Origin of the sequence: Streptomyces sp. OZ13 (assembly GCF_052068155.1) — a bacterium.
Classification (GTDB): Bacteria; Actinomycetota; Actinomycetes; order Streptomycetales; family Streptomycetaceae; genus Streptomyces.
In genome coordinates this window covers 611880-637242 of record NZ_JBQHCZ010000001.1, presented here as the reverse complement: position 1 = coordinate 637242, position 25363 = coordinate 611880, and the positions used below count along the sequence as shown (strand labels likewise).

At 71.1% G+C, this 25363-nt stretch carries 21 protein-coding genes and 2 pseudogenes; 10 read left to right on the top strand and 13 right to left on the bottom strand.

Going from position 1 to position 25363, the window contains the following annotated elements; all coding sequences use genetic code 11:
* The first annotated feature begins 22 nt into the window (after nt 1-22).
* The gene (locus tag ACTMTU_RS02840) at nt 23-1120 is read left to right on the top strand and encodes a hypothetical protein (protein ID WP_441261794.1); all 1098 of its coding nucleotides are present in this window, start codon (nt 23-25) and stop codon (nt 1118-1120) included.
* Between the two features lie 77 nt (nt 1121-1197).
* On the opposite strand, the gene ACTMTU_RS02835 is transcribed toward ACTMTU_RS02840, so the two are convergent.
* Complete coding sequence (locus ACTMTU_RS02835; RefSeq protein ID WP_441261793.1) at nt 1198-1824, bottom strand: LysE family translocator; 627 nt, start codon at nt 1822-1824, stop codon at nt 1198-1200.
* 178 nt (nt 1825-2002) lie between these two features.
* On the opposite strand from ACTMTU_RS02835, the gene ACTMTU_RS02830 reads away from it, so the two are divergent.
* Nucleotides 2003-2551: a GNAT family N-acetyltransferase gene (locus ACTMTU_RS02830; protein WP_441261792.1), complete on the top strand. Its 549-nt coding sequence runs from the start codon at nt 2003-2005 to the stop codon at nt 2549-2551.
* A 24-nt stretch (nt 2552-2575) separates the two neighbouring features.
* A pseudogene (locus ACTMTU_RS02825) lies at nt 2576-2743 on the top strand (transposase); the annotation flags it as partial.
* A gap of 121 nt (nt 2744-2864) precedes the next feature.
* Here ACTMTU_RS02825 and ACTMTU_RS02820 read toward each other — a convergent pair.
* From ACTMTU_RS02820 to ACTMTU_RS02810, 3 genes are all read right to left on the bottom strand, one after another.
* Nucleotides 2865-4502: a protein kinase domain-containing protein gene (locus ACTMTU_RS02820; protein ID WP_441261791.1), complete on the bottom strand. Its 1638-nt coding sequence runs from the start codon at nt 4500-4502 to the stop codon at nt 2865-2867.
* 319 nt (nt 4503-4821) lie between these two features.
* Nucleotides 4822-5691 carry a GNAT family N-acetyltransferase gene (locus tag ACTMTU_RS02815; RefSeq protein ID WP_441261790.1) on the bottom strand — a complete coding sequence of 290 codons (870 nt, stop codon included), beginning with the start codon at nt 5689-5691 and terminating at the stop codon, nt 4822-4824.
* A 204-nt stretch (nt 5692-5895) separates the two neighbouring features.
* Nucleotides 5896-7800 (bottom strand): cellulase family glycosylhydrolase, encoded by a 1905-nt coding sequence (locus tag ACTMTU_RS02810; protein ID WP_441261789.1) that lies wholly within the window; start codon nt 7798-7800, stop codon nt 5896-5898.
* Nucleotides 7801-7935: 135 nt separating this feature from the next.
* On the opposite strand from ACTMTU_RS02810, the gene ACTMTU_RS02805 reads away from it, so the two are divergent.
* Complete coding sequence (locus ACTMTU_RS02805) at nt 7936-8199, top strand: GlsB/YeaQ/YmgE family stress response membrane protein (RefSeq protein ID WP_441261788.1); 264 nt, start codon at nt 7936-7938, stop codon at nt 8197-8199.
* Between the two features lie 27 nt (nt 8200-8226).
* Here ACTMTU_RS02805 and ACTMTU_RS02800 read toward each other — a convergent pair.
* Nucleotides 8227-8355 (bottom strand): annotated as a pseudogene (locus ACTMTU_RS02800) (IS5/IS1182 family transposase); the annotation flags it as partial.
* A 266-nt stretch (nt 8356-8621) separates the two neighbouring features.
* Between ACTMTU_RS02800 and ACTMTU_RS02795 the strand changes: the two are divergent.
* Entirely contained in the window at nt 8622-9413 is a 792-nt protein-coding gene (locus ACTMTU_RS02795) for an MBL fold metallo-hydrolase (protein ID WP_441261787.1), read from the top strand.
* 154 nt (nt 9414-9567) lie between these two features.
* Here the strand turns inward: ACTMTU_RS02795 and ACTMTU_RS02790 are convergent, their stop codons facing one another.
* The 8 genes from ACTMTU_RS02790 to ACTMTU_RS02755 all read right to left on the bottom strand — a co-directional run bounded on the left by ACTMTU_RS02790 (nt 9568) and on the right by ACTMTU_RS02755 (nt 19378).
* Complete coding sequence (locus ACTMTU_RS02790; RefSeq protein WP_441261786.1) at nt 9568-11646, bottom strand: glycoside hydrolase family 5 protein; 2079 nt, start codon at nt 11644-11646, stop codon at nt 9568-9570.
* A gap of 239 nt (nt 11647-11885) precedes the next feature.
* A complete protein-coding gene (locus ACTMTU_RS02785) occupies nt 11886-12611 on the bottom strand; it encodes a GntR family transcriptional regulator (protein WP_441261785.1) in 726 nt (241 codons plus the stop codon).
* Between the two features lie 230 nt (nt 12612-12841).
* The gene (locus tag ACTMTU_RS02780; protein ID WP_441261784.1) at nt 12842-13846 is read right to left on the bottom strand and encodes a proline racemase family protein; all 1005 of its coding nucleotides are present in this window, start codon (nt 13844-13846) and stop codon (nt 12842-12844) included.
* A 29-nt stretch (nt 13847-13875) separates the two neighbouring features.
* A complete protein-coding gene (locus ACTMTU_RS02775; protein ID WP_441261783.1) occupies nt 13876-14796 on the bottom strand; it encodes a dihydrodipicolinate synthase family protein in 921 nt (306 codons plus the stop codon).
* Nucleotides 14797-14864: 68 nt separating this feature from the next.
* Entirely contained in the window at nt 14865-16412 is a 1548-nt protein-coding gene (locus ACTMTU_RS02770; protein WP_441261782.1) for an NAD(P)/FAD-dependent oxidoreductase, read from the bottom strand.
* Nucleotides 16393-16716, bottom strand: coding sequence for a (2Fe-2S)-binding protein (locus ACTMTU_RS02765; RefSeq protein ID WP_441261781.1), 324 nt, complete (start codon nt 16714-16716; stop codon nt 16393-16395). The genes ACTMTU_RS02770 and ACTMTU_RS02765 overlap by 20 nt, the downstream gene beginning before the upstream one ends.
* A gap of 32 nt (nt 16717-16748) precedes the next feature.
* Nucleotides 16749-17930 carry an NAD(P)/FAD-dependent oxidoreductase gene (locus tag ACTMTU_RS02760; RefSeq protein WP_441261780.1) on the bottom strand — a complete coding sequence of 394 codons (1182 nt, stop codon included), beginning with the start codon at nt 17928-17930 and terminating at the stop codon, nt 16749-16751.
* Between the two features lie 74 nt (nt 17931-18004).
* Nucleotides 18005-19378, bottom strand: a complete 1374-nt coding sequence (locus ACTMTU_RS02755; protein ID WP_441261779.1) for an aminopeptidase P family protein — start codon at nt 19376-19378, stop codon at nt 18005-18007.
* A gap of 111 nt (nt 19379-19489) precedes the next feature.
* On the opposite strand from ACTMTU_RS02755, the gene ACTMTU_RS02750 reads away from it, so the two are divergent.
* The 5 genes from ACTMTU_RS02750 to ACTMTU_RS02730 are packed head-to-tail and all read left to right on the top strand — an operon-like array spanning nt 19490 to nt 25204.
* Nucleotides 19490-21238, top strand: a complete 1749-nt coding sequence (locus tag ACTMTU_RS02750; protein WP_441261778.1) for an ABC transporter substrate-binding protein — start codon at nt 19490-19492, stop codon at nt 21236-21238.
* Between the two features lie 12 nt (nt 21239-21250).
* Complete coding sequence (locus tag ACTMTU_RS02745; RefSeq protein WP_441261777.1) at nt 21251-22180, top strand: ABC transporter permease; 930 nt, start codon at nt 21251-21253, stop codon at nt 22178-22180.
* A complete protein-coding gene (locus ACTMTU_RS02740) occupies nt 22177-23163 on the top strand; it encodes an ABC transporter permease (RefSeq protein WP_307709377.1) in 987 nt (328 codons plus the stop codon). The genes ACTMTU_RS02745 and ACTMTU_RS02740 overlap by 4 nt, the downstream gene beginning before the upstream one ends.
* Nucleotides 23163-24191 carry an ABC transporter ATP-binding protein gene (locus ACTMTU_RS02735; RefSeq protein ID WP_441261776.1) on the top strand — a complete coding sequence of 343 codons (1029 nt, stop codon included), beginning with the start codon at nt 23163-23165 and terminating at the stop codon, nt 24189-24191. The genes ACTMTU_RS02740 and ACTMTU_RS02735 overlap by 1 nt, the downstream gene beginning before the upstream one ends.
* Nucleotides 24188-25204 carry an ABC transporter ATP-binding protein gene (locus ACTMTU_RS02730; RefSeq protein ID WP_441261775.1) on the top strand — a complete coding sequence of 339 codons (1017 nt, stop codon included), beginning with the start codon at nt 24188-24190 and terminating at the stop codon, nt 25202-25204. Before ACTMTU_RS02735 ends, ACTMTU_RS02730 begins: the two co-directional genes overlap by 4 nt.
* Nucleotides 25205-25363 lie beyond the last annotated feature (159 nt).

Genomic DNA, 25363 nt, shown 5'->3' with positions numbered 1-25363 from the left:
TTCCGTGGAGGGGGACTCTGCGATGGCCGACGCACCGGACAACGCACTGCCAGACGATGAGGTGCTCGCGGCTGTCGCCGAGCACCGGGGACGTTCGGGCGACACGGAACTGCAGCGCCTGGCGAGCAGCGCCAGGATCGAGCACCAGCCTCTCCTCGACTGCACCGTAACCCGCTGCATCGAGTCGCGGACGACGGGCGAGCAGACCCGCCCGGCGCCGTTCGACCTGTCGGGACGCCCGGTCGTCGAGGACCTGGACGCCTATCGGCAGGACCCTCCGAAGGATCCTCGCCGGCGTGAGACCGTGCACGTCGTTCTGGAGGGTTCGGTCCGTGAAGTGCCGTGCCACGACTGCAGCAACGGCAAGCAGCAGTGCCCCAACTGCAAGGGGACGGGGCGCCTTCAGTGCGAGCCGCAGGTGCCGTGCACGGACTGCAAGAGCGTCACTTCCTGCACCAAGTGCCGCGGGCGGGGAGGATCACGCAAGGCTCCCGTGACACCCGTCGCGCCGCAGAACGTGAAGCGCCCCGGCGTACGCGTCGACTGCGCCCTGTGCGAGGCGTCCGGTACGGCGTGCCCGCGCTGCCTGGGCTGGGGAAAGACGCTGTGCACCGACTGCGGCGGTGACGGCAAAGTGAAGTGCCGGCATTGCCAGGGGCGGGGACGGTGGAGCTGCGACACATGTACGGGCAAGGGACGCCTCACCGTCTGGCGGGGCGCGACCATCACGCGGGCGCCGGAGGACGAGGACGTGACTCCCCCACCGCCGCGCGCGCCGTGGATCATCCGGTCACGGCTCAAGGGCAGGGGCGCGTGGCGGGAGACAGTGGTGGGGGCGAAGGACCGGCTGCCCACGGATCTCGCCGCTCACCATCGTTCCGCGATCGAGCGGAGCCTCGTGAAGAAGAGGGGCGAAGTGAGCAGGCAGGTCTCGATCCGCCACCTGCCGCTCGCGCGCGTGGTGCTGGCGGAGGAACAGGACCGCGTCTATTACGTCTACGCGGGCGTGACCCGGCCCCAGCTGACCTGGATCCCGTCGCGCCGATGGGTCTCGCGTGTCGCCGCGGGGGCAGCCGCCGCCATGACGACGGCCGTTCTGCTCTTCGTCGCGCTGCGGTAGGGGCTGTCCTGGCGTCCTGTGTGGAGACAGACCAAGTAGTGGGCCGCGACAAGCACCTGCGGGAAGTGGGCGCGAGCTCAGCTCGCTGCGGCAGTTCGAATCCCCAGAGCGACCAGTACGGCTCCCGCCAGGCGGTTCGTCCAACGCCGGAACCGGGGGGTGTCGATCCTTGTCCGCGAGGCAGCGACCACCGATGTCCAGAACAGCAACCACACCAGCACGACGGCCACATGCGCGACCGCAAGCGTGGCCATCTGCGGCGCGACGGAACTGTTGGAGGTGACGAACTGTGGCACCAGGGTGAGATAGACCGACGCTGCCTTTGGATTGAGGACGTTGGACCAGAATCCTTGACCGAAGCTCTCGAGCTGAGCCCACGGCAGGCGCCATCGCCCCGGCTCCGCCGGTTGGACACCCTGACGCGTTGAGCGCCACGTGGTGACGCCCAACCAGATGAGGTATAAGCCGCCCAGGAGCTTCACCACCGTAAGTGCCTGAGCTGACGCCATGACCAGGGAAGACAAGCCGATCGCGGCGAATGTTGCGTGCACCAAGAGCCCGCATGCTGAACCTAGTGCGACACGGACGCCGTCGGCCCGCGAACCAGCGATCACCCGCTGTGTGACGAGGGTGAAGCTGGTACCGGGGATCAGTGTGAGGGGTACGACTGCGGCCACGAAGGCAAGCACTTGATGCCACTGCACACAAAGAGCCTTTCAGAATGCGCTGCGAGTCGTCACAAGCACATGGTGATGCAGGCGAGTCGGAGGTCGCGCCAGGCGAAGGTCCGCTCGACGACCCAGCGGGCGAAGGGTGCGGCGGCACGGACAGCCTCGCATAGGCTGGCCGCCTCATCGAAAGCACTGCAACGAGGATCGGCCCATGGGCAGCAGCACCAGGATCCGCCTGATCGAGCCCACCGACGCCGCTCCGATCGCTGCGCACCGGGTGCGGGACTTCGAGGCCTTTCGGCCGTGGGAACCGGCCCAATCGGCCGACTTCTTCACCCCGGAGGGCCAGGCAGAGCGGATCGACAGCCTGCTGGCCGGATACCGGGCCGGCACGGTCTGGCCGGGGGTGGTGCTCGCCGATGACCAGGTGATCGGGCAGGTTACCGTCGGAGGCATCCTGCCGCAGCCGCACCTGCGCCGTGGCTCCGTCGGATACTGGATCGCGAGCGTCGCCCAGAATCAAGGGCACGCCGGGAACGCCGTCGGGCTCGTACTCCGGGTGATGACGGACGAACTCGGGTTGCACCGTGCCGAGGCGTCCACCAGTCTGGAGAATCTTGCGTCGCAGCGGGTGCTGCGACGCAACGGGTTCAGTCCGTACGGCGTCGCGCACTCCTCGATCTTTCTCGATGGGAGCTGGCGGGACGGGCTGCTGTGGGAGCGCCTCCTCAGCGACCAGGACTTGTCCGGTCGATCGTGATTACTCCTGGCTCATGTCGTTGATGTGGACACAGGACTGGGTGGTCTGAGTGATGCGGAGTGGGAACGGCTGCGGCCGTTTCTGCCGGTCGGTAACAGGCGTTGCGGCCGGTGGCAGGACCATCGGCAGGTGATCGACGGGGATTCTGCACCGGGGCGGACCGGTGTGCAGTGGCGTGATCTCCCTGAACGATTCGGGCGCCCTGGAAAACGGTCTACGAACGCCACCGGCTGTGGTCTACCTCGGTACGGCAACTGCGGCAGCCCTCATCATCTGACTCCGGACATGAGCGGCCGGACAAGTCATAGCCACGTCACTCCGCCTCGGCCGTGTAGCGGGCGTGCTGGTGCCGCACGTGGAGAGTGTCGGGGTGGTCCGGGCCGAGGACCCGCACGCGGTCGGGAACCAGGTCGGCGTACAGATCCCGCGCGGCAGCCGGGTCACCCGCCTCAGCCGTGCAGAAGGCATGCCAGTCCCGTGCGCGGAGGGTCTCCGGATCGTCAGCACCCAGCACCCGGATGTGGTCGCCCACCAGATCGGCATACAGATCCCGCGCGGCAGCCGCGTCACCCGCCTCGGCTGTATAGCGGGCGTGTTGGTACCGCACGTGGAAAGTGTCGGGGTGGTCCGGGCCGAGAGCCCGGCTACGGTCGGGAACCAGGTCGGCATACAGATCCCGCGCGGCAGCCGCGTCACCGGCCTCGGCCGTGTAGCGGGCGTGCTGGTGCCGCACGTGGAGAGTGTCGGGGTGGTCCGGGCCGAGGACCCGCACGCGGTCGGGAACCAGGTCGGCGTACAGATCCCGCGCGGCAGCCGGGTCACCCGCCTCAGCCGTGCAGAAGGCATGCCAGTCCCGTGCGCGGAGGGTCTCCGGATCGTCAGCACCCAGCACCCGGATGTGGTCGCGCACCAGATCGGCATACAGATCCCGCGCGGCAGCCGCGTCACCCGCCCCAGCCAGCGCCTGTACCTCACGGGCACGTTCTTGCAGGTCCGCCGCGAGGGGACGTGTCGTCGCAGGTGGTCGGAGCGGTTCGGTCGGGGCCGCGGATGTCGGACTGCCGAAGCCCTCTATTACGGCAAGCGCCTTGGCGGGGAGCCAGCTTGTGGCGGCGTGGGGGGCGACGGTTCGGTCCCGGTGATACCTGAACTCCTCCAGCATCTGGCTCAGGGTGGGCCGCGCCTGCGGCTCTTTGGACAGGCACCGCCCCACCACGTCAGCCAGCTCGCTGGGCAGGCCGTTCAGGTTCGGCGGCTGATACAGAGTCTGCGCCAGGACATCGCCCGCGCTCGGCCCCTGGAACGGTGCGTGCCCCGTTGCCGCGAACACCATCACCGCACCCAACGCAAACACATCACTGGCCGGTTCGGCGGCTCCCCGAATGTGCTCGGGAGCCATGAACCCCGAGGTGCCCATCACGTTCGTGGAAGCCGTACCAACTGCGTCCAGTGCCTTGGCGATCCCGAAATCGATCACTCGCGGTCCGTCAGCGGTCACCAGCACGTTCGCCGGCTTCAGGTCCCGGTGCACCAACTCCGCCCCATGGACCGACAACAGGGCCTCCGCGATACCGGCCGCTACCCACCACACGCCTGCCGGTGGCAGTACTCCAGCCCGCTCAACGAGGTTGTCGAGCGGCGGTGCGGCAACGAATGCGACGGCCATCCAGAGCAGTTCCGCGTTCGGCGGGGACACCTCGACCACAGGTGCGGTGAACGCTCCACTCACCGCCCGAGCCGCTGATGCCTCCCGCACAAAACGTGCCCGGAACCCTTCTTCGTCCGCAAGATGCGGCCGGATCACCTTGACCGCATACAACCGCGTGCCGAGGCCACGAGCCAGGTACACGCGGCCCATTCCGCCCTGCCCCAATACCCGCAGCACCGTATACGGACCCACCATCGTCGGGTCCCGGCCGTCCAGCGGACTGCCCCACATCAGATCCGCCACAGAGCTCCTCACACGCGAACTGGTCCCCGCGGCCCATCATTGCCCAGTCGAGGAGATCACCGCCACCGCCGTGTACGACTTCGCGGCGCACTGCCGCTGCTGGACCGGGATCGGCTCAGATACCCACGCGGCTCAGCACCGTGTCCAGCCCCGGCTCCAACGGATGCCCCCGGTGTGGCTGGTGTGATCACGGCGTCGGAGGCCTCCCTGCACATCCCCCTTACCGGGCGCCGGGCCCGCCTCGCGCACGAACCGGACGCTCCGCCGGCCCGCTCCGTCGTCCGGCGTCTCCCAGTGGGCTGCGCACCGCATCGTCCCGTCAGAGGAAATGCCCGCTTGCGAGATAGGGAGCCGGGGGCTCCATGTCGCGGACCGCGATGTATCCCTCCTGGCCGATGTCGAGGCGGGCGGCCAGACCCACGTCGAGTGCCCACTCGTTGGCGGTGGTGATGCAGTTGACGAGCGTCCTGTCCTTCGCGGACGCAAGAGCCTCCCACAACAGGTGCTGCGCGGTCTCCGGGTGCGCGGCCGCCAGCAGGACCGCCCGGCCCGCGTCGTCGATGTAGACATAGCCCGGGCGGCCGTTCGCCCGGGAGACGACGAGCCGCAGGGTGTCGAGCAGCTGGATGTGGTCGGGGCCGTGACCGGCGCCGCGCAGGTCCTGGTCCAGCCGGTCCATCCACTCCAGGTCGCCGGCATGCCCCTCGGCGAGCCCGGCGACGGCCCCGGTGGCGGGGAGGGTGGCACGGTCGACCGTACCGACCATGCGCATCTGCGGGTGCAGCGAGAAGCCCGCCATCCGGTACCGGCGGGTGGCGGCGGGGTGCACGGTGGAGGAGAAGATGCCCTGCCGGCCGTCGGCGTGGGCCAGGACGGCGTCCATCAGCCGCTTGCCGATGCCGGAACCCTGACGCCCCGGCAGCACGCCGTACGTGGCGAGGTACCAGAGCCGTTCGCGGTTCTGCGACATCGCGAAGCCGACGACCTCCTCCTCGTCGCCCTCGACCGCTGCCCAGCAGCCTGCCGGATCCACGTTCAGGAAGTGGCGCATGCGGTCGATCCACTGCGCGGACGCGGCGGCGGAACGCGGTTCCGGCTCCGGATCGCCGACCCTGCGGGTGCTTCTGTCACCTTCGAGGAAGACGATCCCCGAGGCGCGCTCCGCCGAAGGGAGGTCGTCTTCCCTCATCAGCCTGACGCGTACCGCGTCGGCCCGCCCCGAGCCGGTCGGAACACCGTCCGCCGGTACCTCGCCCGTCCCTGCGTCGTCCGTCGGTTCCAAATCCGCCCGTTCTGCTTTCGCCCGTGCCGAATCCATCGGCGCAGACTACCCACCGTCGCCACTGGTACGCGCCGCGATTTCGGGCAGTCCGACGCCGTCCCGGCCGCCCACTCAGCGCATGTCTCCCGCCCACTGCGTCAGTTCCGCGCGGGCCGCCCGCAGCAGGTCGGCGGAGGGCGCCGTCGCACCGTCCGTCACCAGGGCGACGTGGACGCCCGGGGCGCCGCCCTGTGACGTGAGCAGGAGGCGGCGGCTGCCCGTGCCGCCCGGTTCGGGGGCCCCCGCCACGGGCGTGCCGGGTTCGTACGAGGGCAGGCCGTGCAGCGCTCCGAGGTCGGATACCACCGTCGTACGGGCAGGGTCGAACGACGCCGGGAGGTGCAGCTCCGTCGGGGCGGACGTGCCGTCCGGGCGCCAGAGGAGCACCCCGTACCGGCCGCTGCCGACCAGTTCGGCGAGGCGTGGCATCGAGGCCGGGACCGGGTTCCAGGTGAGCGTGGTGGAGCCGTCGCGGGAGCGGTCCTCGTAGCTGAATCCGACGACGCGGCCCGCCGTCGCGCTCGGCCAGAGGCGGTCGAGGAGCCGTGCGTCCTGGCGGAGCACGGCGGTGCCCGAGTCGTCGAGGCGGACGGCGGACAGGTCCTCGTCGTTCCAGGCGTCGCCCTCGGTCAGGACCTTGTCGGGGTTGCCGTTCATGAGCTCGTGGTGGCGGCCGTTGTAGATGTCCCACTGCCACTGGGTACCGGAGAGGACCTGGCCGGAGTCCTGCGGCCGCGACCACCAAGTGCCGCCCGACAGACGGGAGTCGAGGGCCTGGTACATCGCCTTCAGCACGGTCGGCGCCTTGTCGGCGACCGCCCCCGCCAGGGGGTGGCCGAACTCGCTGACGATGCCGGCCGTGCCGGCCCCGGCCGCACGGTCGCGGACGGTGGCGAAGTCGCCCGCGTACTGGCCGTTCTTCGCCTTGCCCCACATGAAGACGCCGGAGATGGCCTTCTGGTCGTAGAAGTGTGTGTTGAAGACATAGCGGGGGCCGAGGGCGGAGCCCGCGTCGAGGAGGCCGCCTTCCTGCCGCTGGAAGTCGAGATTGGCGTTCCAGAAGAGGTTGGGTTCGACGAAGGCGGGTTTGTCGCGCCAGCCCGCCTCGTCCATCCGGGCTCGGAACTTCTCGTAGAACGGCCAGAGCACGTCCCGTTCCCATGCGCGGCTGCTCTGGCCCGGTTCGTACGTCCCCGCGTGCGGTTCGTTGTACGGGTCGAATCCGGCGATGCCCGCGAACTCGCCGGGGGTGAGATGTTCGGCGAGGTACGCCATCACCGACCGGGCGGTGTCGAGGAAGGCGTCCTGGACGCCGCCCCTGTTGTGCCAGAAGTCGTACGTCGCCTGGGTGACGGCCTTGTTCTGCGTGATGTTCTGGCCCCAGAACAGGCAGACGCCGCAGGATTCGCGCGGGTAGTTCCCCTGCGCCACGGCCCAGGCGGGGGCTCCGTCGCCGGTGTACCAGCTGTCCTCGTGGAAGAGGTGGCGGGAGTAGAGGTCCTGGTGGAAGTCGGGGTAGACGCGGATACCTGCCCGGAGGAAGGCGCGCAGCTGTTCGGTGACGGCGGCGAGGTAACGCTCGTCGACGCGGCCGCGTACCGGTTCCGCGTATGCCCAGGAGAGCAGGAACCTCGCGGTGTTGGCGCCGCCGAGTCTGCGCATCGCGGCCGCGGACTTCTCGGCGTCGGCGACGGAGGCGAAGGGCAGGCCGCCGTTCTCGTGGAGCTTGGTCCCGCCCGAGACGTTGTAGCCGCGCAGCACGACCTCGCGGCCGAGCCCGTCGGTGAAGCGTCCGTCCTCGACGGTGAGGGTGGCGGCGGCCGCCTCGTCGAACCAGAGGGCACCGGGCAGCCGGTCCGGGGCGGAGGCCGTGGCAGTGGCCGTAGCCGTGGCCTGGGACGCTTCGGCGCTCGTCAGTGCGGCAGTCACAAGGACCGCGGTCAGGAGAACGAGCAGACGCGCACGCATCTTCGCCATGCCCCACACCGTGACTGACGGTCCGTCAGCTTGTCAACGCCCGGGCCATCAGCACGTCCCCAGGGGGAACAGGCGTGCTCCGAGCCATGAGGGGCACCCGTATTCACGACACAGAACTACAGGAAGGGTACGGTCATGGAGATATCCGGCATCATCAGCGCGATCCTCATCGGCACCCTGATCGGCGTGCTCGGACGGCTGGTGGTACCCGGCCGGCAGCACATCGGCGTCCTGTGGACCATCGTCGTCGGCATCGCCGCCGCCTTCCTCGGCACCGCTCTCGCCGCCGCGTTCGGCGTGGCCGACACCGACGGCGTCGACTGGGTCGAGTGGCTGTTCCAGATCGCACTCGCCGCGGTGGGCGTGGCCGCGCTGAGCCGCGCGAAGGCGCTGCGCTGACCCGGAGCCCTGATGTCGCCCGTGTGAAGCCGGCGGTCGGCCGAGAGCGTCGCAGGCGACGTGGATCTTGCTGGTCAGGCCGCCTCGGGAGCGTCCGAGTGCGAGCCGCCGGAGCCCCTTCTTCGGGCTCCGGCGGCGTGCTGGTGAACACGGACGAGGGTGGAGTCGAACGACACCTGCCCGTCGATGTCCCCCGGACCGCGTCCGCCTGGGCGGCCCGGAGCATCCGCTCGAAAGTGCCGTCCAAGGCCGACCGGCGGAGGCGGGTGTGCAACATGGCCCCCCAAGGCCGTACCGCTCGGGCGCATCCCGCCAGGCCACCCCGGCACGGACCTACGTGGCACAGGCAGAGAGCTCTGCGGAGCAACGGGTGAGGAGAAACGGTCAATACCTGTGGATCAAGCGGTCTATAGACTCCCCCGATGACCAGCGATCTTCTCCGTCTCACCGTCCTGGGATCTGCGACGCCCTATGCGAGCGTGGACAACGCGTGCTCCGGCTACCTCGTGTCCGGCGGCGGCACCCACGTCTGGGTGGACGCGGGCAGCGGGACGCTGGCGCAGCTGCAGCGGCATGTCAGGCTCGATGAGGTGGACGCGATCTGGATCTCGCACCTGCATGCCGATCACAGCGCGGACCTGCTCACCGCCTACTACGCGGCGCTCTTCGCGGACATTCGACTCGCCGCGCCCATCCCTCTGTACGGACCGCCCGGAATCGCTGACCGGTTGGCCCATTTCCTCACCAACAGCACGACACGCAGCCCGGTCGAGCGCGCCTTCGCCGTCCATGAGCTGAGTGACGGGCATCAGGCGCGCGTCGGCGCGCTCACCATGACCAGCCGGGCAGTGGCGCACGGCATACCGGCCTTCGCCGTGCGCATCGAGGCGGAGGGTCGATCGCTGGTCTACTCCGGCGACACAGCACCGTGCACGAGCCTCACGGAACTGGCCGAGGGATGCGACGTGCTGCTGTGCGAGGCCGAGAGCGCCCAGGCGCCGACCGAGGGGGAACAGGTGCACCACACGCCCGAAGACACCGGCGACACGGCCGGCGCGGCCCGAGCAGGCCGGTTGATCGTCACCCACGTCGGCCGATTCCTCACCCCGCAACAGGCGGTGGCACGCGCCTCGGCCCGGTTCGACGGGCCCGTCGACCATGCCGCACCCGGTACCACGTTCTCGGTCGGCCAGGCCACAACTACCGGTCGGTAGACCCTCTTCTTGGTCCCGCTGCGCAATCGGTCCACTCGCGCCAGCCCCCCTCACGTACGGTGCCTGACAAGGCTTCACCGACCGTGAGCCGGCGCATCCACCGGGCCTGTGCTCGGCCTGGTGCGCCGTTGGGCCGAGTCCGCCTTCCAGCGAGTCAGCCGACGTTCGCAGGATCCTCGGTTCGTGCTCCGGTGCCGGCGAGGCGACCCGCTCCGCCCAGCTTCCGGCACAGCAGCGCGTCCGGTGTCCGGGACGAGCCCACGCGGCCGGTGTACGCGATACCGGCCGCGTACTCGTCGTCCGCGCACTGACCCTTGAAGCGGCCGTGGGCGAAGTCCCCACCGCGCGCCTCGGGCGGGCGGTTGTCGCCACGGTCGAACCAGACGGTCCGGCCGCCCGCGCCGAGCGGCGTCCGGGTCGCGACGCACAGGGCGGCCGAGACTGCTGCTCCGCGGACGCTGTAGCCGGTGAGGAAGTGGCCTGTGGGGCACTGGAGCTTGGTGTAGCCCGACGCCCAGTCGCCACCTGCCGCGACGTGGCGCTCGTCGCGCACCACCTCGTACGGGCCGTCGACCGCCCAGAGGTCTCGGGCTGTCGTGTCGGTGCACAGGCCACGCGCCCCGGTGTGGGCCAGGCCCGCCAGTCGCTGGCCGTCGGGGCAGGCCGCCTTGCGTGCGCCGACGTCCCAGTCGCCCGCGGCCCGCATCCGCAGCGACTGGACGAAGTCGCCGTGGTCCGGGCCGAGCATGGACCAGCGGTCCGTGGAGGGGACGGGACCGGTGCGCCCCTCGGCGGCGACGAGGCGGCTCCACGCGCCGGCGCGCCAGTCGTCACCGTCGAAGACGCCGATGCGCCGGCCTGCGGAGTCCCAGTGGAGCAGGGCCCAGCCGTTGCCCTTGCGGTCCTCGTGCCAGCCGACCATCGGCCAGTACGCGAAGTCGGCGTCCCTGGCGATGAGATGGTCGACGAAGTTCTCGAACCAGGCGCGTGGCTTCTCGCCGTGCTCGTCACGGCCGCCGATGCCGAACTCGCTGATCCACACGGGGGCGGTGAAGTGCCGGCCGGCCTGGCCGGACACATAGAAGGCCTGCCGGTCGAGTACGTCGAACAGCTCCTCGCGGCCGAGGTCGCGGTAGCGGTTGTCGGAGGTCTCGCCCACACCGGTGGCGCCGGTGTGGTGGGGGCCGGTGTAGTCGTAGAAGTGGGCGGAGTAGACGAGCTTGCCGGACCGTACGAGCGTGTGGGACAGCCGCTGCACGGGCTCGAGCGTGGGGCGCCCGTGCGGAAGGCCGTCGACGGGGACGCCGGTCCAGTTGATGCCCTCGACGATGATCAGGAGGTCGGGGTCGGCCTCCTGGAGGATGCGGTCACCGACGCGCTGCGAGGCGGCGAACCAGTCATGGCGGTCACCGAGCCCCCAGTTGGGGTCGTCCCAGACCGAGCGGCGCACCTCGTTGTAGAGGTCGGCGCCGACGACGCGCGGCTCGTGACGGTAGCGGCGGGCCATGAAGAGCCAGTCGGCCTCCCACTCGGCGTCGGCGCGGCTCGCGTTCCAGCGTTCGTTTCCGTCGACCCCGCAGCACCAACGGGTGGTGTTGGTGTGGTTGTTGAGGACGACGGCGAGTCCCGCGCCGGTGAGGGCGGCAACGACGGCGTCGTAGACCTGGAGGGGTGTACGACCGCGCAGGGCCGGGTTGGCGGCCACCGACGCGTCGGCGACGGGGCGCCGGTCGTGCACCATCTCGTTGGAAAAGGGCAGGCGGACGCTGTTGAGCCCCAGCTCACGGAAGCCGGCGACGATCTCGGACATGGGGGCACGATCGAGGCCGAGCGGAATACGGTCCGCCTTCTCGCCCGCGTGGTGGTTCGCCGGGTCCTCGCGGTCGCCGGTTCCGGTCCAGGTGCCGCTCGCGCCGTGCCAGTTGCCGGACTTGAGCTTGAAGCGGTTGCCGTCGGCGTCGACGATGTAGCGGCCGCGGGTACTCAGCGGCGGGGTCCAGTCGGGGGCGGCCGAAGGAACGGGGCCGGCCGCGGGCGAGGGGACGGGGGCCGAAAGGGGAGCGGCGGGAGACGGGACGGGGGCCGCCTCGTTCGGTAAGGCCACGGTCGACGCCGGCGGGAGCGGTGGCGCCGTAGCCGCCGCCTCTGCCGGGATCGTGGCCGCCGTGCTCGCCAGGAGCGCGGCCAGGGCGGTCACGACGACCACCTTCACCCTGCCGGGGGATCCGTACATGACCGACCGTCCGTTTCCGGCGCGCGCGTCCCGCGACCGGCCGGTCGATGTGCGCCGGAACCTGACACGGGCCATGGCCGAGGGGGTGCGTGCATTGACATGGCTCCGCCATAGTGGCGGGGCGCGGTCCCGGTGAAAAGAGGGACGCCCGGCCATGTCCGCCGGCGCCGGGACGGTGGCCGTTCACCGGCCGACCGCAGGGCAGGGGCAAGCGGTCCCCCATGTGGGACCTGAGCACCTCAGCGGGCGCTGCCGAGCTGCCTCCTGGGACCGCGCGGGGCGGACTGCCGCGCCTTCTCCTGCGCACCCTCTGCCCAGAGCGAACGCACATGTCCGAGGTGGCGGGCCATGCACTTCTCGGCGCCCCTCGCGTCACCCGCCACCATCAGGTCGAGCAGCTCGATGTGCTCCTCGGCGGACGGGATCAGCTGGTCGCGCTGGTCCAGTGCGGTCAGCCCGTACAGCCGCGAACGCTTGCGCAGATCGCCGACGGTCTCGACGAGCCGGTCGTTGCCGGCGAGCGCGAGCAGGGAGAGATGGAACCGGCGGTCGGCCTCGAGGTAGCCGATGAGGTCGTGCTCGCGCGCGGCGCGCACGATCTCCTCGGCCACCGGCCGCAGCGCTTCCAGCTCTTCGCGGGAGGCGCTACGGGTGATCCTGCGGACCATGGGAACCTCGATCAGGAGGCGGATCTCGGTGTACTGGTCGAGATCGCGCTCGTTGACCTCGGTGACGCGGAAGCCCTTGTTGCGGACCGGCTCGACGAGGCCCTCCCGGGCCAGGTCGAGCATCGCCTCGCGCACCGGTGTCGCGGAGATCCCGAAGTCCTCGGCGAGGCCGGGCGCCGAGTAGACCTCGCCGGGACGCAGTTCGCCGGAGATGAGCGCGGCGCGCAGGGCGTGGGCGACCTGGTCACGCAGCCGCTCCCTGGTGGTGATGAGGTTGCGCTGCTTCAGGTGGCCCATGGTGGTGGTGTTCCCTTCGCCCTGTGCCCTCGTGGCCGAGAGAGGATCACCAGCGTACAATGTCACGTTGTTTTCGCAGGTGGCTATGGGTGGGCGGCCCGTGAGCGGGCACCGGTGCGACGCAAAAGGGGGTGTTGACGGACAGGCCGGTGCCGAGACCGTCGAGCAGCCGCACGAGGACGTCGGATGGGGGACCGGGTCGCGTGGGGTCGACCGGGCCGGCGCGGTGGTCACAGGAGGAACCCCGCGGGGAAGGGGTCGTCCGGGTCGAGGAAGTACTGCGCGGTTCCCGTGACCCAGGCGCGTCCGGTGATACGGGGTACGACTGCCGGCACCCCGCCGACCTCGGTCTCCGCCACGAGACGGCCGGTGAACTCGGTACCGATGAAGGACTCGTTGACGAAGTCGGAGTGCAGCCGCAAAGCACCACGAGCGTGCAGCTGCGCCATTCGCGCGGAGGTGCCGGTGCCGCACGGTGAGCGGTCGAACCAGCCGGGGTGGATGGCCATGGCATGGCGTGAGCGGTGCGCGTCCGAGCCGGGGGCGGCGAGATACACGTGCTTGACCCCCGCGATCTCTGGTTGCTCCGGGTGGACGGGGCGGTCCGGGGACGCGTTGATCGCCTCCATCAAGGCGAGTCCGGCCGCGAGCAGTTCGTCCTTGCGGGACCGGTCGAACGGCAGCCCCAGGGAGTCCAGTTCGACAAAGGCGTAGAAGTTCCCGCCGAACGCGAGGTCGTACGTCACCGTCCCGTGGCCCGGCACGTCCACCTTGCGGTCCAGGCCGACGCAGAAGGCGGGGACGTTGGTGAGCGTGACCGCCTTGGCCGCGCCGTCCTCGACCTGCACGTCGACGGAGACGAGCCCGGCGGGGGTGTCGAGGCGGACGGTGGTGACGGGTTCGGTGACCGTGACCATACCGGTCTCGACGAGGACGGTGGCCACGCCGATGGTGCCGTGCCCGCACATCGGCAGCAGGCCGGAGACCTCGATGTACAGCACGCCGTAGTCGGCGTCGGGGCGGGTCGGCGGCTGGAGTATCGCGCCGCTCATCGAGGCGTGACCGCGCGGCTCGTACATCAGGAGCGTGCGCAGATGGTCCAGGTGCTCGATGAAGTGGAGCCTGCGCTCGGCCATCGTGGCGCCGGGGACCACCCCGACGCCTCCGGTGATCACGCGCGTGGGCATGCCCTCGGTGTGTGAGTCGACGGCGTGGAAGACATGACGGGTCCGCACGAACGTCCCTTCCTACGAGGCGGATCGGGTCAGTGGTGGCCGTCGGCGACGGCCTTCTCGGTCGCCGCGCGCACTGCGGCCCCCACCGCGGCCGGCAGCGGCATGCGCGGCGGACGGGTGGGGCCGCCGCGACGGCCGACGACGTCCATGGACACCTTGATGGCCTGGACGAACTCGGTCCTGGAGTCCCAGCGCAGCAGCGGATGCAGAGACTTGTAGAGGGGCACCGCGGTGTCCAGTTGACCGGCGACGGCGGCGTGGTAGAGCTCGGCGCAGGTGGCGGGGAAGGCATTCGGGTAGCCGGCGATCCAGCCGACCGCACCCGCGAGGGCGAGTTCGAGCAGCACGTCGTCCGCGCCGATCAGCAGATCGAGGTCCGGTGCGAGTTCACCGATCTCGTAGGCCCTGCGTACATCGCCGCTGAACTCCTTGACGGCCACGATGCTGCCGTCGCCGTGCAGCCGGGCCAGGAGGTCGGGGGTGAGGTCGACCCTGGTGTCGACGGGATTGTTGTAGCCCACCACGGGCAGCCCCACGCGGGCGACCTCCGCGTAGTGGGCGCGCACCGCCTGCTCGTCGGCGCGATAGGCGTTCGGCGGCAGTAGCAGCACGCTTCCGCAGCCCTCCTCTGCGGCCTGTTCCGCCCAGTGGCGGGACTCCGCGCTGCCGTAGGCGGCGACACCGGGCATCACGCGGGCGCCGTCGCCCGCGGCCTCGACGGCGGTGCGGACCACACGGGCGCGCTCGTCGTCGGTGAGGGTCTGGTACTCGCCGAGCGAGCCGTTGGGCACGACGCCGTCGCAGCCATCGTCGATGAGCCGGCGAACGTGCTCGGCGTAGGCGTCGAGGTCGACGGAGAGGTCGTCGCGCAGGGGGAGAGCGGTGGCGACCATGATGCCGCGCCATGGGCGGTCGGTGGTCCAGGTGGGGGTGGCTCGGGTGGCGGTCATGCGGGGACCTCATTTTGTAGGGGTGTCATGTCGTGGAGCCGTGCCGGGACGCACGAGGGGCGGGTCCCTCAGTCGCGGGGTCCGGCGTTGCCGTCCGGACGGTCGGTGTCGGGCTGTTCGGCCGGGCCGGCGGGTGCGGCGGACGGCTCGCTGGGGTCGAGGGCTCCGAGCACGCCCAGCGGCACGGGCCCCGCGAGCGGCCGGCGCTCGGGAGAAGGCGGCGGGGACATGTGGCCTTCTCCCGCCGCGAGGCAGGCCACGGCCGCCCCGCACGTCCGGCCCTGGCACCAGCCCATGCCCGCGCGGGTGAGGAGCTTGACCGTGCGGGCGTCACGGGCGCCGTAGGCGTCGACCGCCTCGCGGACGGCGCCCGCCGTCACCTCCTCGCAGCGGCACACTTCCGTCGCGTCGTCCAGCCAGTCGGCCCAGCCTCTCCCGGGCGCGTGCACGGCGGCCATGGCACCGGCGAAGGCACGTAGACGCTCACGCCTCCGTCGAAGCTCCCGCACCCGCCCGTCACGCGCCGGTCCGGGCTCGCCGCGCACCTGGGCGGCCACCGCGATGCCCGCGATCTCGCCTTCCACCCGGGCGAGTTGGGCGCCGCCGATCCCACCGGTCTCGCCCGCCGCCCACAGGCCCGGCACCGAGGTCCGCTGAAATGCGTCCAGTGCCAGGGCATGCGTCCCGTCCTCCGTCCGCCGCGTGGCGCACCCGAGGCTGGTGGCGAGTTCGATCTGCGGGACGAGACCGTGCCCCACCGCCAGGGCGTCGCAGGCGATCCGGCGGCCCGTCCCCCGTACGGGCCGCCAGTCCCGGTCCACCCGGGAGACGGTGACCGCCTCCACCCGGTCCGTGCCGTGGACCTGGGTCACCGCGCTGCGGGCACGCAGCCGCACGCCGTGCCCCAGCAGGGCCGCACCGTGGACCACGGCCTCGGCGAGCTTCTGCGGGTCGGCGGCGAGGACGGCCGGCCGGCGCGCGTATCCGAGGTAGCCGGCTGCCTCCACCACCGCGGGCACGCGCGCCCCGGCGGTGGCGAGCGAGGCGGCGACGGCGAGCAGCAGCGGGCCGCTGCCCGCGACGACGACGCGTCTGCCGGGCAGGACGAGTCCGGCCTTCAGCATCGCCTGCGCCCCTGCCGCGCCCACGACGCCCGGCAGCGTCCAGCCGGGGAAGGGCAGTTGGCGTTCGTACGCGCCGGTCGCGAGCAGGACGGCGCGGGCCTGTACGCGCACAGGGTGCTCGCCGTCGCCGTCCGCTCCGGTGACCGCGTGCACCGTCCACCGCGTGTCCGCCCCGTCCTGCCGCTCCACGGTCCAGACGTGGTGACCGGCGAGATGGACGACGTCACCGGCCTCGAGGCGGCGGCGCAGACCGGCGAAGGCGGACCAGTCGTGGTGCAAGGCCTCCGGGCGCACCGCGCCGACGGCCGGGTCGGGGTGGCGGTAGAACTGGCCGCCGATCCGGCCCGCCGTGTCCAGCAGGGCGACCGAGAGCCCCCGTTCGGACGCGGTGACGGCGCCCGCGAGGCCCGCGCAGCCCGCTCCGATCACCGCGAGGTCGTACACCCTGCCGTACGGGTCGCCGGCCGCCCGGTCAGACGGCGATTTCGGCATGGCCGTGTCCTTCCTGAGTGGTGATCGTGTCCCCGGGACGGGCGGGCACCAGACAGGCCCGCCTGTTGGGTCGCCCGTTGATGGTGGCGAGGCAGTCGTAGCAGTGACCGATGCCGCAGAAGGCTCCGCGCGGGCGGCCGCCCTGGCGCGTGGTGCGCCAGGCGAGGACGCCGGCCGACCAGAGGGCGGCGGCGACGGACTGTCCGGGGAGGGTGGTGATCGGGCGCCCGTCGAAGGTGATCTCGATCGAGGGCTGTTCGGGTGCCGCGCCGACGAGTTCGGCGGGGGTGCGGTCACGCGCCATGGTGCGTCTCCTTCCTGGGTGTCCCGGGGGTGTCAAGGTGTCCGGGGCGTTCCGGGCGAGGCCTGCTTGAAGCGGTCCGGTCTGAACGGCGCGATGTCCATGGGGAGTTCGCCGCCGGACAGGATCCGGGCGACGATCATGCCGGTGGCCGGGGCGAGTCCTATCCCCGCGCCTTCGTGCCCGCAGGCGTGCAGCAGGCCGGGGACACGCGCGTCGGGTCCGATCGCGGGCAGATGGTCCGGCAGGTAGGGGCGGAATCCCGCGTACGTCCGTATCACCCGTACCCGGGAGAGCACCGGGAAAAGGCGGGTCGCCTGGGCCGCGAGGCGGCGCAGTGCCTCCACCGACAGGGTGCGGTCGAAGCCGACCCGTTCCCGGCTCGCGCCGATCAGGACGGGGCCTGCCGGGGTGCCCTCGACGACGGCGGAGGTCTGGAGCGCCGCCGAGCCGCTGGCGACATCGGCGACGTAGTCCGCCGTGTAGACCTTGTGCCGCACCACGCGCGGCAGCGGCTCGGTGACGAGGACGAATCCCCGGCGGGGAAGCACCGGCAGGTCCACTCCCGCGAGCCCGGCGAGCCGCCCGCCCCAGGTGCCGGCGGCGTTCACCACAAAGGGGGCGTGCAGATCACCGCTCGCCGTCCGTACGCCCCGTACCTCGCCGCTCCGGCTCTTGAGCACGCCGGTGACCTCCTCCCCCAGCCGCAGGAGGACCCGGCCGGAGTCCTGCCCGGCGCGCAGCAGGTGCGCCGCGGCGAGTGCGGGCTGCACCTGGGCGTCCTGCGGATAGTGGAAGCCGCCCGCCAGGTCCGGGGACAGGTGGGGCTCCAGGTCGCGGAGCCCGTCGCCGGCGACCTCCTGGTTCTTCACGCCCGCCCGCTCCTGCCGGGCGGCGAGGTCACGCAGGACCGTCAGGGACGCCTCGCCGGAGGCGACGACCAGGCCGCCCTTCGCCTCGTACTCGACACGGGGTGGCAGCACGCCGGCCAGCTCGTGCCACAACCGTGTGGACAGCAGGGCCAGTTCGAGTTCAGGGCCGGGCTCCTTGTCGGAGACCAGGAGGTTGCCCTCTCCGGCTCCCGTGGTGCCGCCCGCGACGGGGCCGCTGTCGATCACGGTGACGGAGAGGCCGGAGCGGGCCGCGTAGTAGGCACAGGCGGCACCGACCACACCCGCTCCGACGACGATGAGATCCGGTGAGTTCCTCGGGGGCACGGCTGTAATATTTCACATTGCACTGCGGGTGGGAAGAGGTCCGTCGTCGCCGGACCTCGGACCCTGACGATTGATCAGCGCCCCTCCATCAGCGCCCCCATCCACGCCTCGACGGCGTCCGGGGTGCGCGGCAGCGCATCGGACATCAGCCGCGCCCCCTCGGCAGTGATGACGAGGTCGTCCTCGATGCGCACGCCGATCCCCCGCAGTTCGGCCGGGAGCGTCCCGTCGTCGGGCTGGAGGTAGAGGCCGGGCTCGACCGTGAGCACCTGCCCCTGTTCCAGGACCCCGTCGAGATAGACGTCCGCCCGCGCCTGCGCGCAGTCGTGCACGTCGAGCCCGAGCATGTGGCCGCTGCTGCACAGGGTGTACCGCCGGTGGAAGTCGCCCTCCGGGCTCGAAAGGACACCCCACTCCGTGAGCCCCTCCGCAATCACCCGCATCGCGGCGCGGTGGAAGTCACGGAATCGCGCCCCGGGCCTGAGCGCGGCGATGCCCGCGTCCTGGGCGGCGAGTACGAGTTCGTAGACCTGCCGCTGCACGGGCGAGAACCGCCCGGAGAGCGGGACGGTGCGTGTGATGTCCGCGGTGTACAGGCTGTCCGTCTCCACGCCCGCGTCCAGGAGCAGCAGTTGTCGCGCGTCAAGGGGGCCGTCGTTGCGTGTCCAGTGCAGGACGCAGGCGTGGGCGCCGGCCGCGGCGATGGTCTCGTAGCCGGTGCCGTTGCCCTCGGCGCGGGCACGCAGACCGAAGACGCCCTCGATCCAGCGCTCGCCGCGCGGATGGGCGAGGGCTCGCGGCAGGGAGCGCATGACGTCCTCGAAGCCCGCCGTGGTGTGGTCCACGGCGAGTTGGAGCTGCTGCACCTCCCAGGCGTCCTTCACGAGTCGCAACTCGCTGAGAACCGAGGCGAGTTCTGTGTCCGTCGAGGCCTCCCGGCCCGGCGGCAGTGCCCGCTGCGCCTCCAGATCGACACAGCGGATTCCGGTCATGCGCTCGGCCTCCGCGAGGTCGGGGCGCCGGCCGACCCAGAACTCGCCGTAGCGGCGGTCCCGGTAGAAGCCGGCGTCGGTGCGCGGTGAGCGCGGCCGCACGTACAGCACCGGCTCGTGCCCGTGCGGCCCGTCCGGCTCCATGACCAGCACATGCCCGGCCTGCTCCTCGCCGGTCAGGCCGGTGAGCCAGGCGTACCCACTGTGCGGCCGGAAGCGGTGGTCGCAGTCGTTCGAGCGGACCCTGAGCTCCCCGGCGGGGACGATCAGCCGCTCACCGCGGAAGCGGGCCGACAACCGGCCGCGGCGGGCGGGTGTGAGACGGGCGACGGGAAGCCGCATGGGGCCGGAGGGCCGGGACGCCACCCAGTCCCCCGTCATGAACTGCTCCAACTCCACGGACATCGGCAGGTCGTGACTGACCGTCCGGTGGGCGTCGACCACGGATTCCTTCATGCTTCCTCCCTGATTCGCGCACGCCTCTTGTGCAGTACAATTTCACATTACTATGTTACCGGTCACATCCCAGCCGCTCGGGCTGTCCGACTGTTCACGGAGTGACCACTGATGAACAAGCGCACCTGTACCGCCCTCGCCTCCTCGCTGGTGGCGACCCTGGCCCTCGGCGCAGCGGGCTGCTCCGGCGGCACGTACTCCACGGACGGCAGGGGCCGCGGCAAGAACCCCGTCCTCGCCAACCAGGGCGCCGTCATCGGCGGCACCCCCGTGAAGGGCGGCACCCTCACCGTCCTGTCCAACCAGGACTTCACCCACCTCGACCCCGCCCGCAACTGGGTCATGGGCGACATGGACTTCGGCACCCGGTTGCTCTACCGCACCCTCGTGACGTACCGGGCCGAGCCGGGCGCCGTCGGCGGGAGGCTGGCACCCGACCTGGCGGAGGACCTCGGCATCTCCTCCAACGGAGCCAGGACCTGGACGTTCAGGCTCAAGAAGGGGCTGAAGTACGAGGACGGGTCTCCCATCACCGCCCACGACATCAAGTACAACGTGGAGCGGTCCTTCTCACCCGACCTGCCCGGCGGTCCCGACTACGCGGCCCGCTACCTCGCCGGCGCCGAGGGCTACCAGGGCCCGGCCCAGGGCAAGCACCTCGACTCCGTCAAGGTGCCCGACGACCACACGATCACGTTCGAACTGCGCAAGCCCTTCGCCGAGTTCCCCTACGCCACCGTGCTGCCGACCTTCGCCCCGGTCCCGAAGGCACGGGACAAGGGCCCCCGGTACGACAACCGCCCCTTCTCCTCGGGCCCGTACAGGATCGAGACGTACGCCAGGGACAAGCAGCTGGTGCTGGTCCGCAATCCTCACTGGGACCCGGAATCCGACACCGTGCGCAAGGCGTACCCGGACAGGATCGTCGTGACGATGGGTCTGAAGGGCAACCAGATCGACGACCGCCTCATCGCCTCCTCCGGCGCCGACGCCTCCGCCGTTCCCTGGGAGAAGCTGCGCCCGGAGAGCATCGCCAAGGTGCTCACCGAGACCGACGTCAGAGAACGGCTGCTCGCCGAGTCGACCAACTGCACCGAGATGCTCCAGATGCACACGGGCCGTGCGCCCTTCGATCAGGTGAAGGTGCGTCAGGCCGTGCAGTACGCCCTCGACCGCGAGGCCGTCCTGACCGCGTCGGGCGGTCCGGCGGTGGGCGACCCGGCCACGGCCCTCATGCCGGGCTCCCTCTTCGGCGGCAAGCAGCCCGACACCCTGAAGATCCCCCTCACCGGTGACGTCGCGAGGGCGAAGCAGCTTCTGGAGGAGGCAGGCCACCCGGACGGCTTCGCCACCGCCATCACCGTCTCAGCCGGCGACAAGGGCGTGGGCGAGGCCATCCAGCAGTCGCTCGGCCGGGCCGGGATCAAGGTCACCATCGAGACCGTCGACCCGTCCGCGTTCTACGACAGCATCGGCGACACCGGGAACCGCACCGACCTCGTCTACACGGGCTGGTGCCCGGACTACCCGTCCGGCTCCACCTTCCTGCCCTTCGTCTTCGACGGCCGCTACATCAAGGAGAAGGGCAACTCCGGCAACCACTCGCTCTTCCGCGACCGGGCGACCATGAACCGGATGGACGAGATCGCCGCCATGACCGACGCCCGACAGGCCGCCAAGGCCTGGCAGGACCTGGACGGCCGGATCCTCGCCAAGGCCCCCACCGCACCCGCCGTCATCGAGCGCATGCCGCTGCTGCTCGGCACCAACATCGCCGGCGCCTTCGGCCACACCTCCTTCGGAGGCCAGATCGACTACGCCACCGTCGGCCTCAAGGATCCCTCCCGAAGCGGCCGCTGAGGACCGGCCGCCATGGAAGCCACCGACGCCCGGACCGTGCCCCTGGGCAGCGGCCCCTGGCAGCTCGCCCGTGCGGAACTGCGCCGCCGGACCTCCGTGAAAATCTCCCTCGCCGTGGTGGTCCTCTTCGTCTTCATGGCGGTGGCCGCCCCCCTGCTCAGCGCACTGGGCGGCTGGGGCCCCGAGGAGTTCGACAGGAGCGCCGTCGACCCCTATCTCGGCGGGCAACCCCTCGGACCGCTCGGCGGCGTCTCGGCCGAGCACTGGCTCGGTGTCGAACCCGTCACCGGCCGGGACCTGTTCGCCCGGGTCGTGCACGGTGCGCGGGTCTCGCTGCTCATCGCCTTCGCCGCCACCGCCGCCGTCGTCGTCACGGGTGTCGCGGCCGGCACCGCGGCCGGCTACTTCGGCGGTACCACCGACGCCCTGCTCTCCCGGCTGATGGACCTGACCATGTCCTTCCCGTCCCTCATCTTCATGATCGCGATGATGTCCGTGGCCCGCGACGTCGACCGGATCGTGCTGCTGACCGCGGTCATCGGCCTCTTCGGCTGGCCCGGACTCGCCCGCGTCGTGCGCGGGCAGACGCTCTCGCTCAAGCACCGCGAGTACGTCGACGCCGCCCGCGTCGGCGGCGCCGGACCCTGGCGCATTCTCACCGGCGAGATCCTGCCGGGCGTGGCGGGACCCGTCATCGCGTACACCACCCTGATCATCCCCGGGATGATCGCCACCGAGGCGGCCCTGAGCTATCTGGGCGTCGGCGTCCGCCCGCCCACTCCGTCCTGGGGCCAGATGATCGCCGAAAGTGTCTCCTTCTACGACACGGACCCCATGTACTTCATCGTCCCGAGCACCTGCCTGTTCCTGACCGTGCTGGCGTTCACCCTGCTCGGCGACGCCCTGAGGGACGTCCTCGACCCGAGGAGCGGCCGCGCATGATCCGCTACACGCTGCGGCGGCTGGCCGCCGTCATCGGCGTACTGACCGCCGTGGCCGCCGTCACCTTCACCATCTTCTACGTCCTGCCCTCCGACCCCGCGGCCGCGGCCTGCGGAAAGGCGTGCAGCGCCGAGCGGCTGGCCGCGATCCGCGCCCACATGGGGCTCGATGAACCGTTGTGGCGGCAGTTCTGGGACTTCGTCAGCGGCATCTTCACCGGCCGCACGGTGGGCAGCGGCCAGTACGCCCTGCACTGCCGCTTCCCCTGCCTCGGCTACTCGTACGAGAACAGCGAGGCCGTCTGGGACCTGCTGACGGACCGCCTTCCTGTCTCCGCCTCGCTCGCGGTCGGCGCCGCGGTGCTGTGGCTGACGCTCGGTCTGAGCGCCGGCACGGTCGCGGCCCTGCGCAGGGGCACTCTCACGGACCGCGTCCTGATGGTCGGCGCGGTCGGCGCGGCCTCGTTGCCGGTCTACTTCACGGCGATGATGCTGATCTACGGCGTCGTCCGGGTGGCAGGTCTGCTCCCCTACCCCCAGTACGTACCCTTCGGCGACGACCCGGGACGCTGGGCGTCGAACCTGCTGCTGCCCTGGCTGGCCCTCGCCGTTCTGTACGCGGCCATGTACGCGCGCCAGAGCCGGAGTTCGATGATCGAGACGATGGCGGAGCCGTACATCCGCACCGCCCGCGCCAAGGGCCTGCCGCGCCGCACCGTCGTCGTCAAGCACGGCCTGCGCGCCGGCATGACGCCGGTCCTGACCCTCTTCGGCATGGACCTCGGCGGGCTGCTCGCCGGCGCGGTGATCACCGAGTCCATCTTCGGACTCCCGGGCGTCGGGCGGCTGTTCTACGGGGCCCTGTCCGCCGGCGACCAGCCGGTGATCCTGGGTGTGACCCTGCTCGCGGCCGCCTTCATCGTCGTCGCCAATCTGGCCGTCGACCTGCTCTACGCCGTCGTCGACCCGCGAGTGAGGCTGTGATGGCTGTCGAACCCCTGCTGTCCGTCCGGGACCTGACCGTCACCTTTGCGACCGACGGCGGCCCGGTGCGCGCGGTCGATTCTCTCTCCTTCGACGTCGAACGCGGACGGACCCTCGGCATCGTCGGCGAGTCCGGCTCCGGCAAGTCCGTCACCTCGATGGCCGTGATGGGCCTGCACACCGGCGCCGACGTCAGCGGCTCCATCACCCTGGAGGGCCGAGAACTGGTCGGCCTCGCCGAGCGCGACCTGAACCGGCTGCGCGGCCGGAAGATGGCGATGATCTTCCAGGACCCGCTCTCCAGCCTGCACCCGTACTACACGGTGGGCGAGCAGATAGCCGAGCACCACCGGGTCCACTTCGGGTCCCGCCGCGCGGCCTCCCGGCGGCGCGCCGTCGAGATGCTCGCCGAGGTCGGGATTCCGGAACCGCGGCGCCGGGCCGGGGAGTACCCGCACCGGTTCTCCGGTGGCATGCGCCAGCGGGTGATGATCGCCATGGCGCTGGCCTGCGAGCCGGACCTGCTGATCGCGGACGAGCCGACCACCGCTCTGGACGTCACCGTGCAGGCCCAGATCCTGGAACTGATCGACCGGATCCAGCAGGAGCGCGACCTCGCGGTCGTCCTGATCACCCATGACCTCGGCGTCGTGGCACGCGTCGCCCACGATGTCCTGGTCATGTACGGCGGAAGGGCGGCCGAACAGGCGTCGGTGGAGGCGGTGTTCGCCGCTCCCGCCCACCCCTACACACGAGGCCTGCTCGACTCCCTGCCTCGTCTCGACGACGCCGACGACGCCCCGTTGCGGGCGATCCCCGGCAGCCCGCCGTCGCTCCTCACCCCGGCGCCCGGGTGCGCGTTCGCGCCGCGCTGCGGACGGGCCGCCTCGGCCGGCGCCGAGGCGCGGCAGCGATGCGAGGTCGTCGAACCCGGCCCGGTCGCTGTCGCCGGGCACATGGTTGCCTGCCATCTTCCACTCGGACCGGACGCGGCCCCGTACGCCCCGTCCAGTGAGGCCACTCCATGACGAACGACGACACGACACGTCCGGGCCCCGCACGGCCCGTTCACGGACCTCTGCTGTCCGTACGGGATCTGACCATGACGTTCCCCGGCGGGCGGGGCCGCTCGGCCGGGCCCGTGCGGGCCGTCGACAAAGTCGGCTTCGATGTGGCGAGGGGCGAGACCCTCGGCCTGGTGGGGGAATCCGGCTGCGGAAAGTCCACCACGGGCCGGATGATCGTGCGGCTCCTGGAGCCGACCAGCGGCTCGGTCACGTACGACGGTCGCGACATCAGTCATCTCTCCCAGCGCGAGCTGAGGCCGCTGCGGCAGGAGATCCAGATGGTGTTCCAGGACCCGCACTCCTCCCTCAACCCGCGCCGGACCGTGGCCCGGATCATCGCCGAACCCCTACTCGTGCAGGGCCGTACGGCCGCCGAAGCGCGCCGCAGGGCCGCCGAGCTGATGGAACTCGTCGGGCTCATTCCCGAGCACATCGACCGCTGTCCGCACGAGTTCTCCGGCGGGCAGGCGCAGCGCATCGGCATCGCTCGCGCGCTGGCCACGGGCCCGCGCCTGATCGTCGCGGACGAGCCGGTCTCGGCCCTCGACGTCTCCGTACAGGCGCAGATCGTCAATCTGATGGGCCGTCTGCAGCGGGAGCTCTCTTTCGCCCACCTCTTCATCGCCCACGACCTCTCGGTGGTCAAGCGGGTGTGCGACCGGGTCGCCGTGATGTATCTGGGCCGCATCGTCGAGATCGGCCCCAAGGCGCGGGTGTACGACGCCCCGGCCCACCCCTATACGCGGTCCCTGCTGTCCGCCGTACCGCTGCCCGACCCGGTGCGTGAGCGGGCCCGCGAGCGGATCACGCTGCTCGGCGATCCGCCGAGTCCGGCCTCTCCCCCGCCGGGCTGCGCCTTCCACCCCCGCTGCCCGAAGGCGCGGCAGATCTGCCGGACCGAGACACCGGAGCTCGGGCCTCCGGCCCCCGGCGAGGTCCGTCAGGTGGCCTGCCACTTCCCCGAGACCCCCTGACCGGGGCACGAACCGCGATCCGCGGTGCACAGCTCTTTACAGTGCCATTTCACATTACTACGTTACGCATCACATAGCGCCGCACCTTCAACTGGCGCCCGCGCCACGGCAGTTGACGCCCGAGGCGCCTTCCGCCGCACAGCGCATCTCTTGCCACCT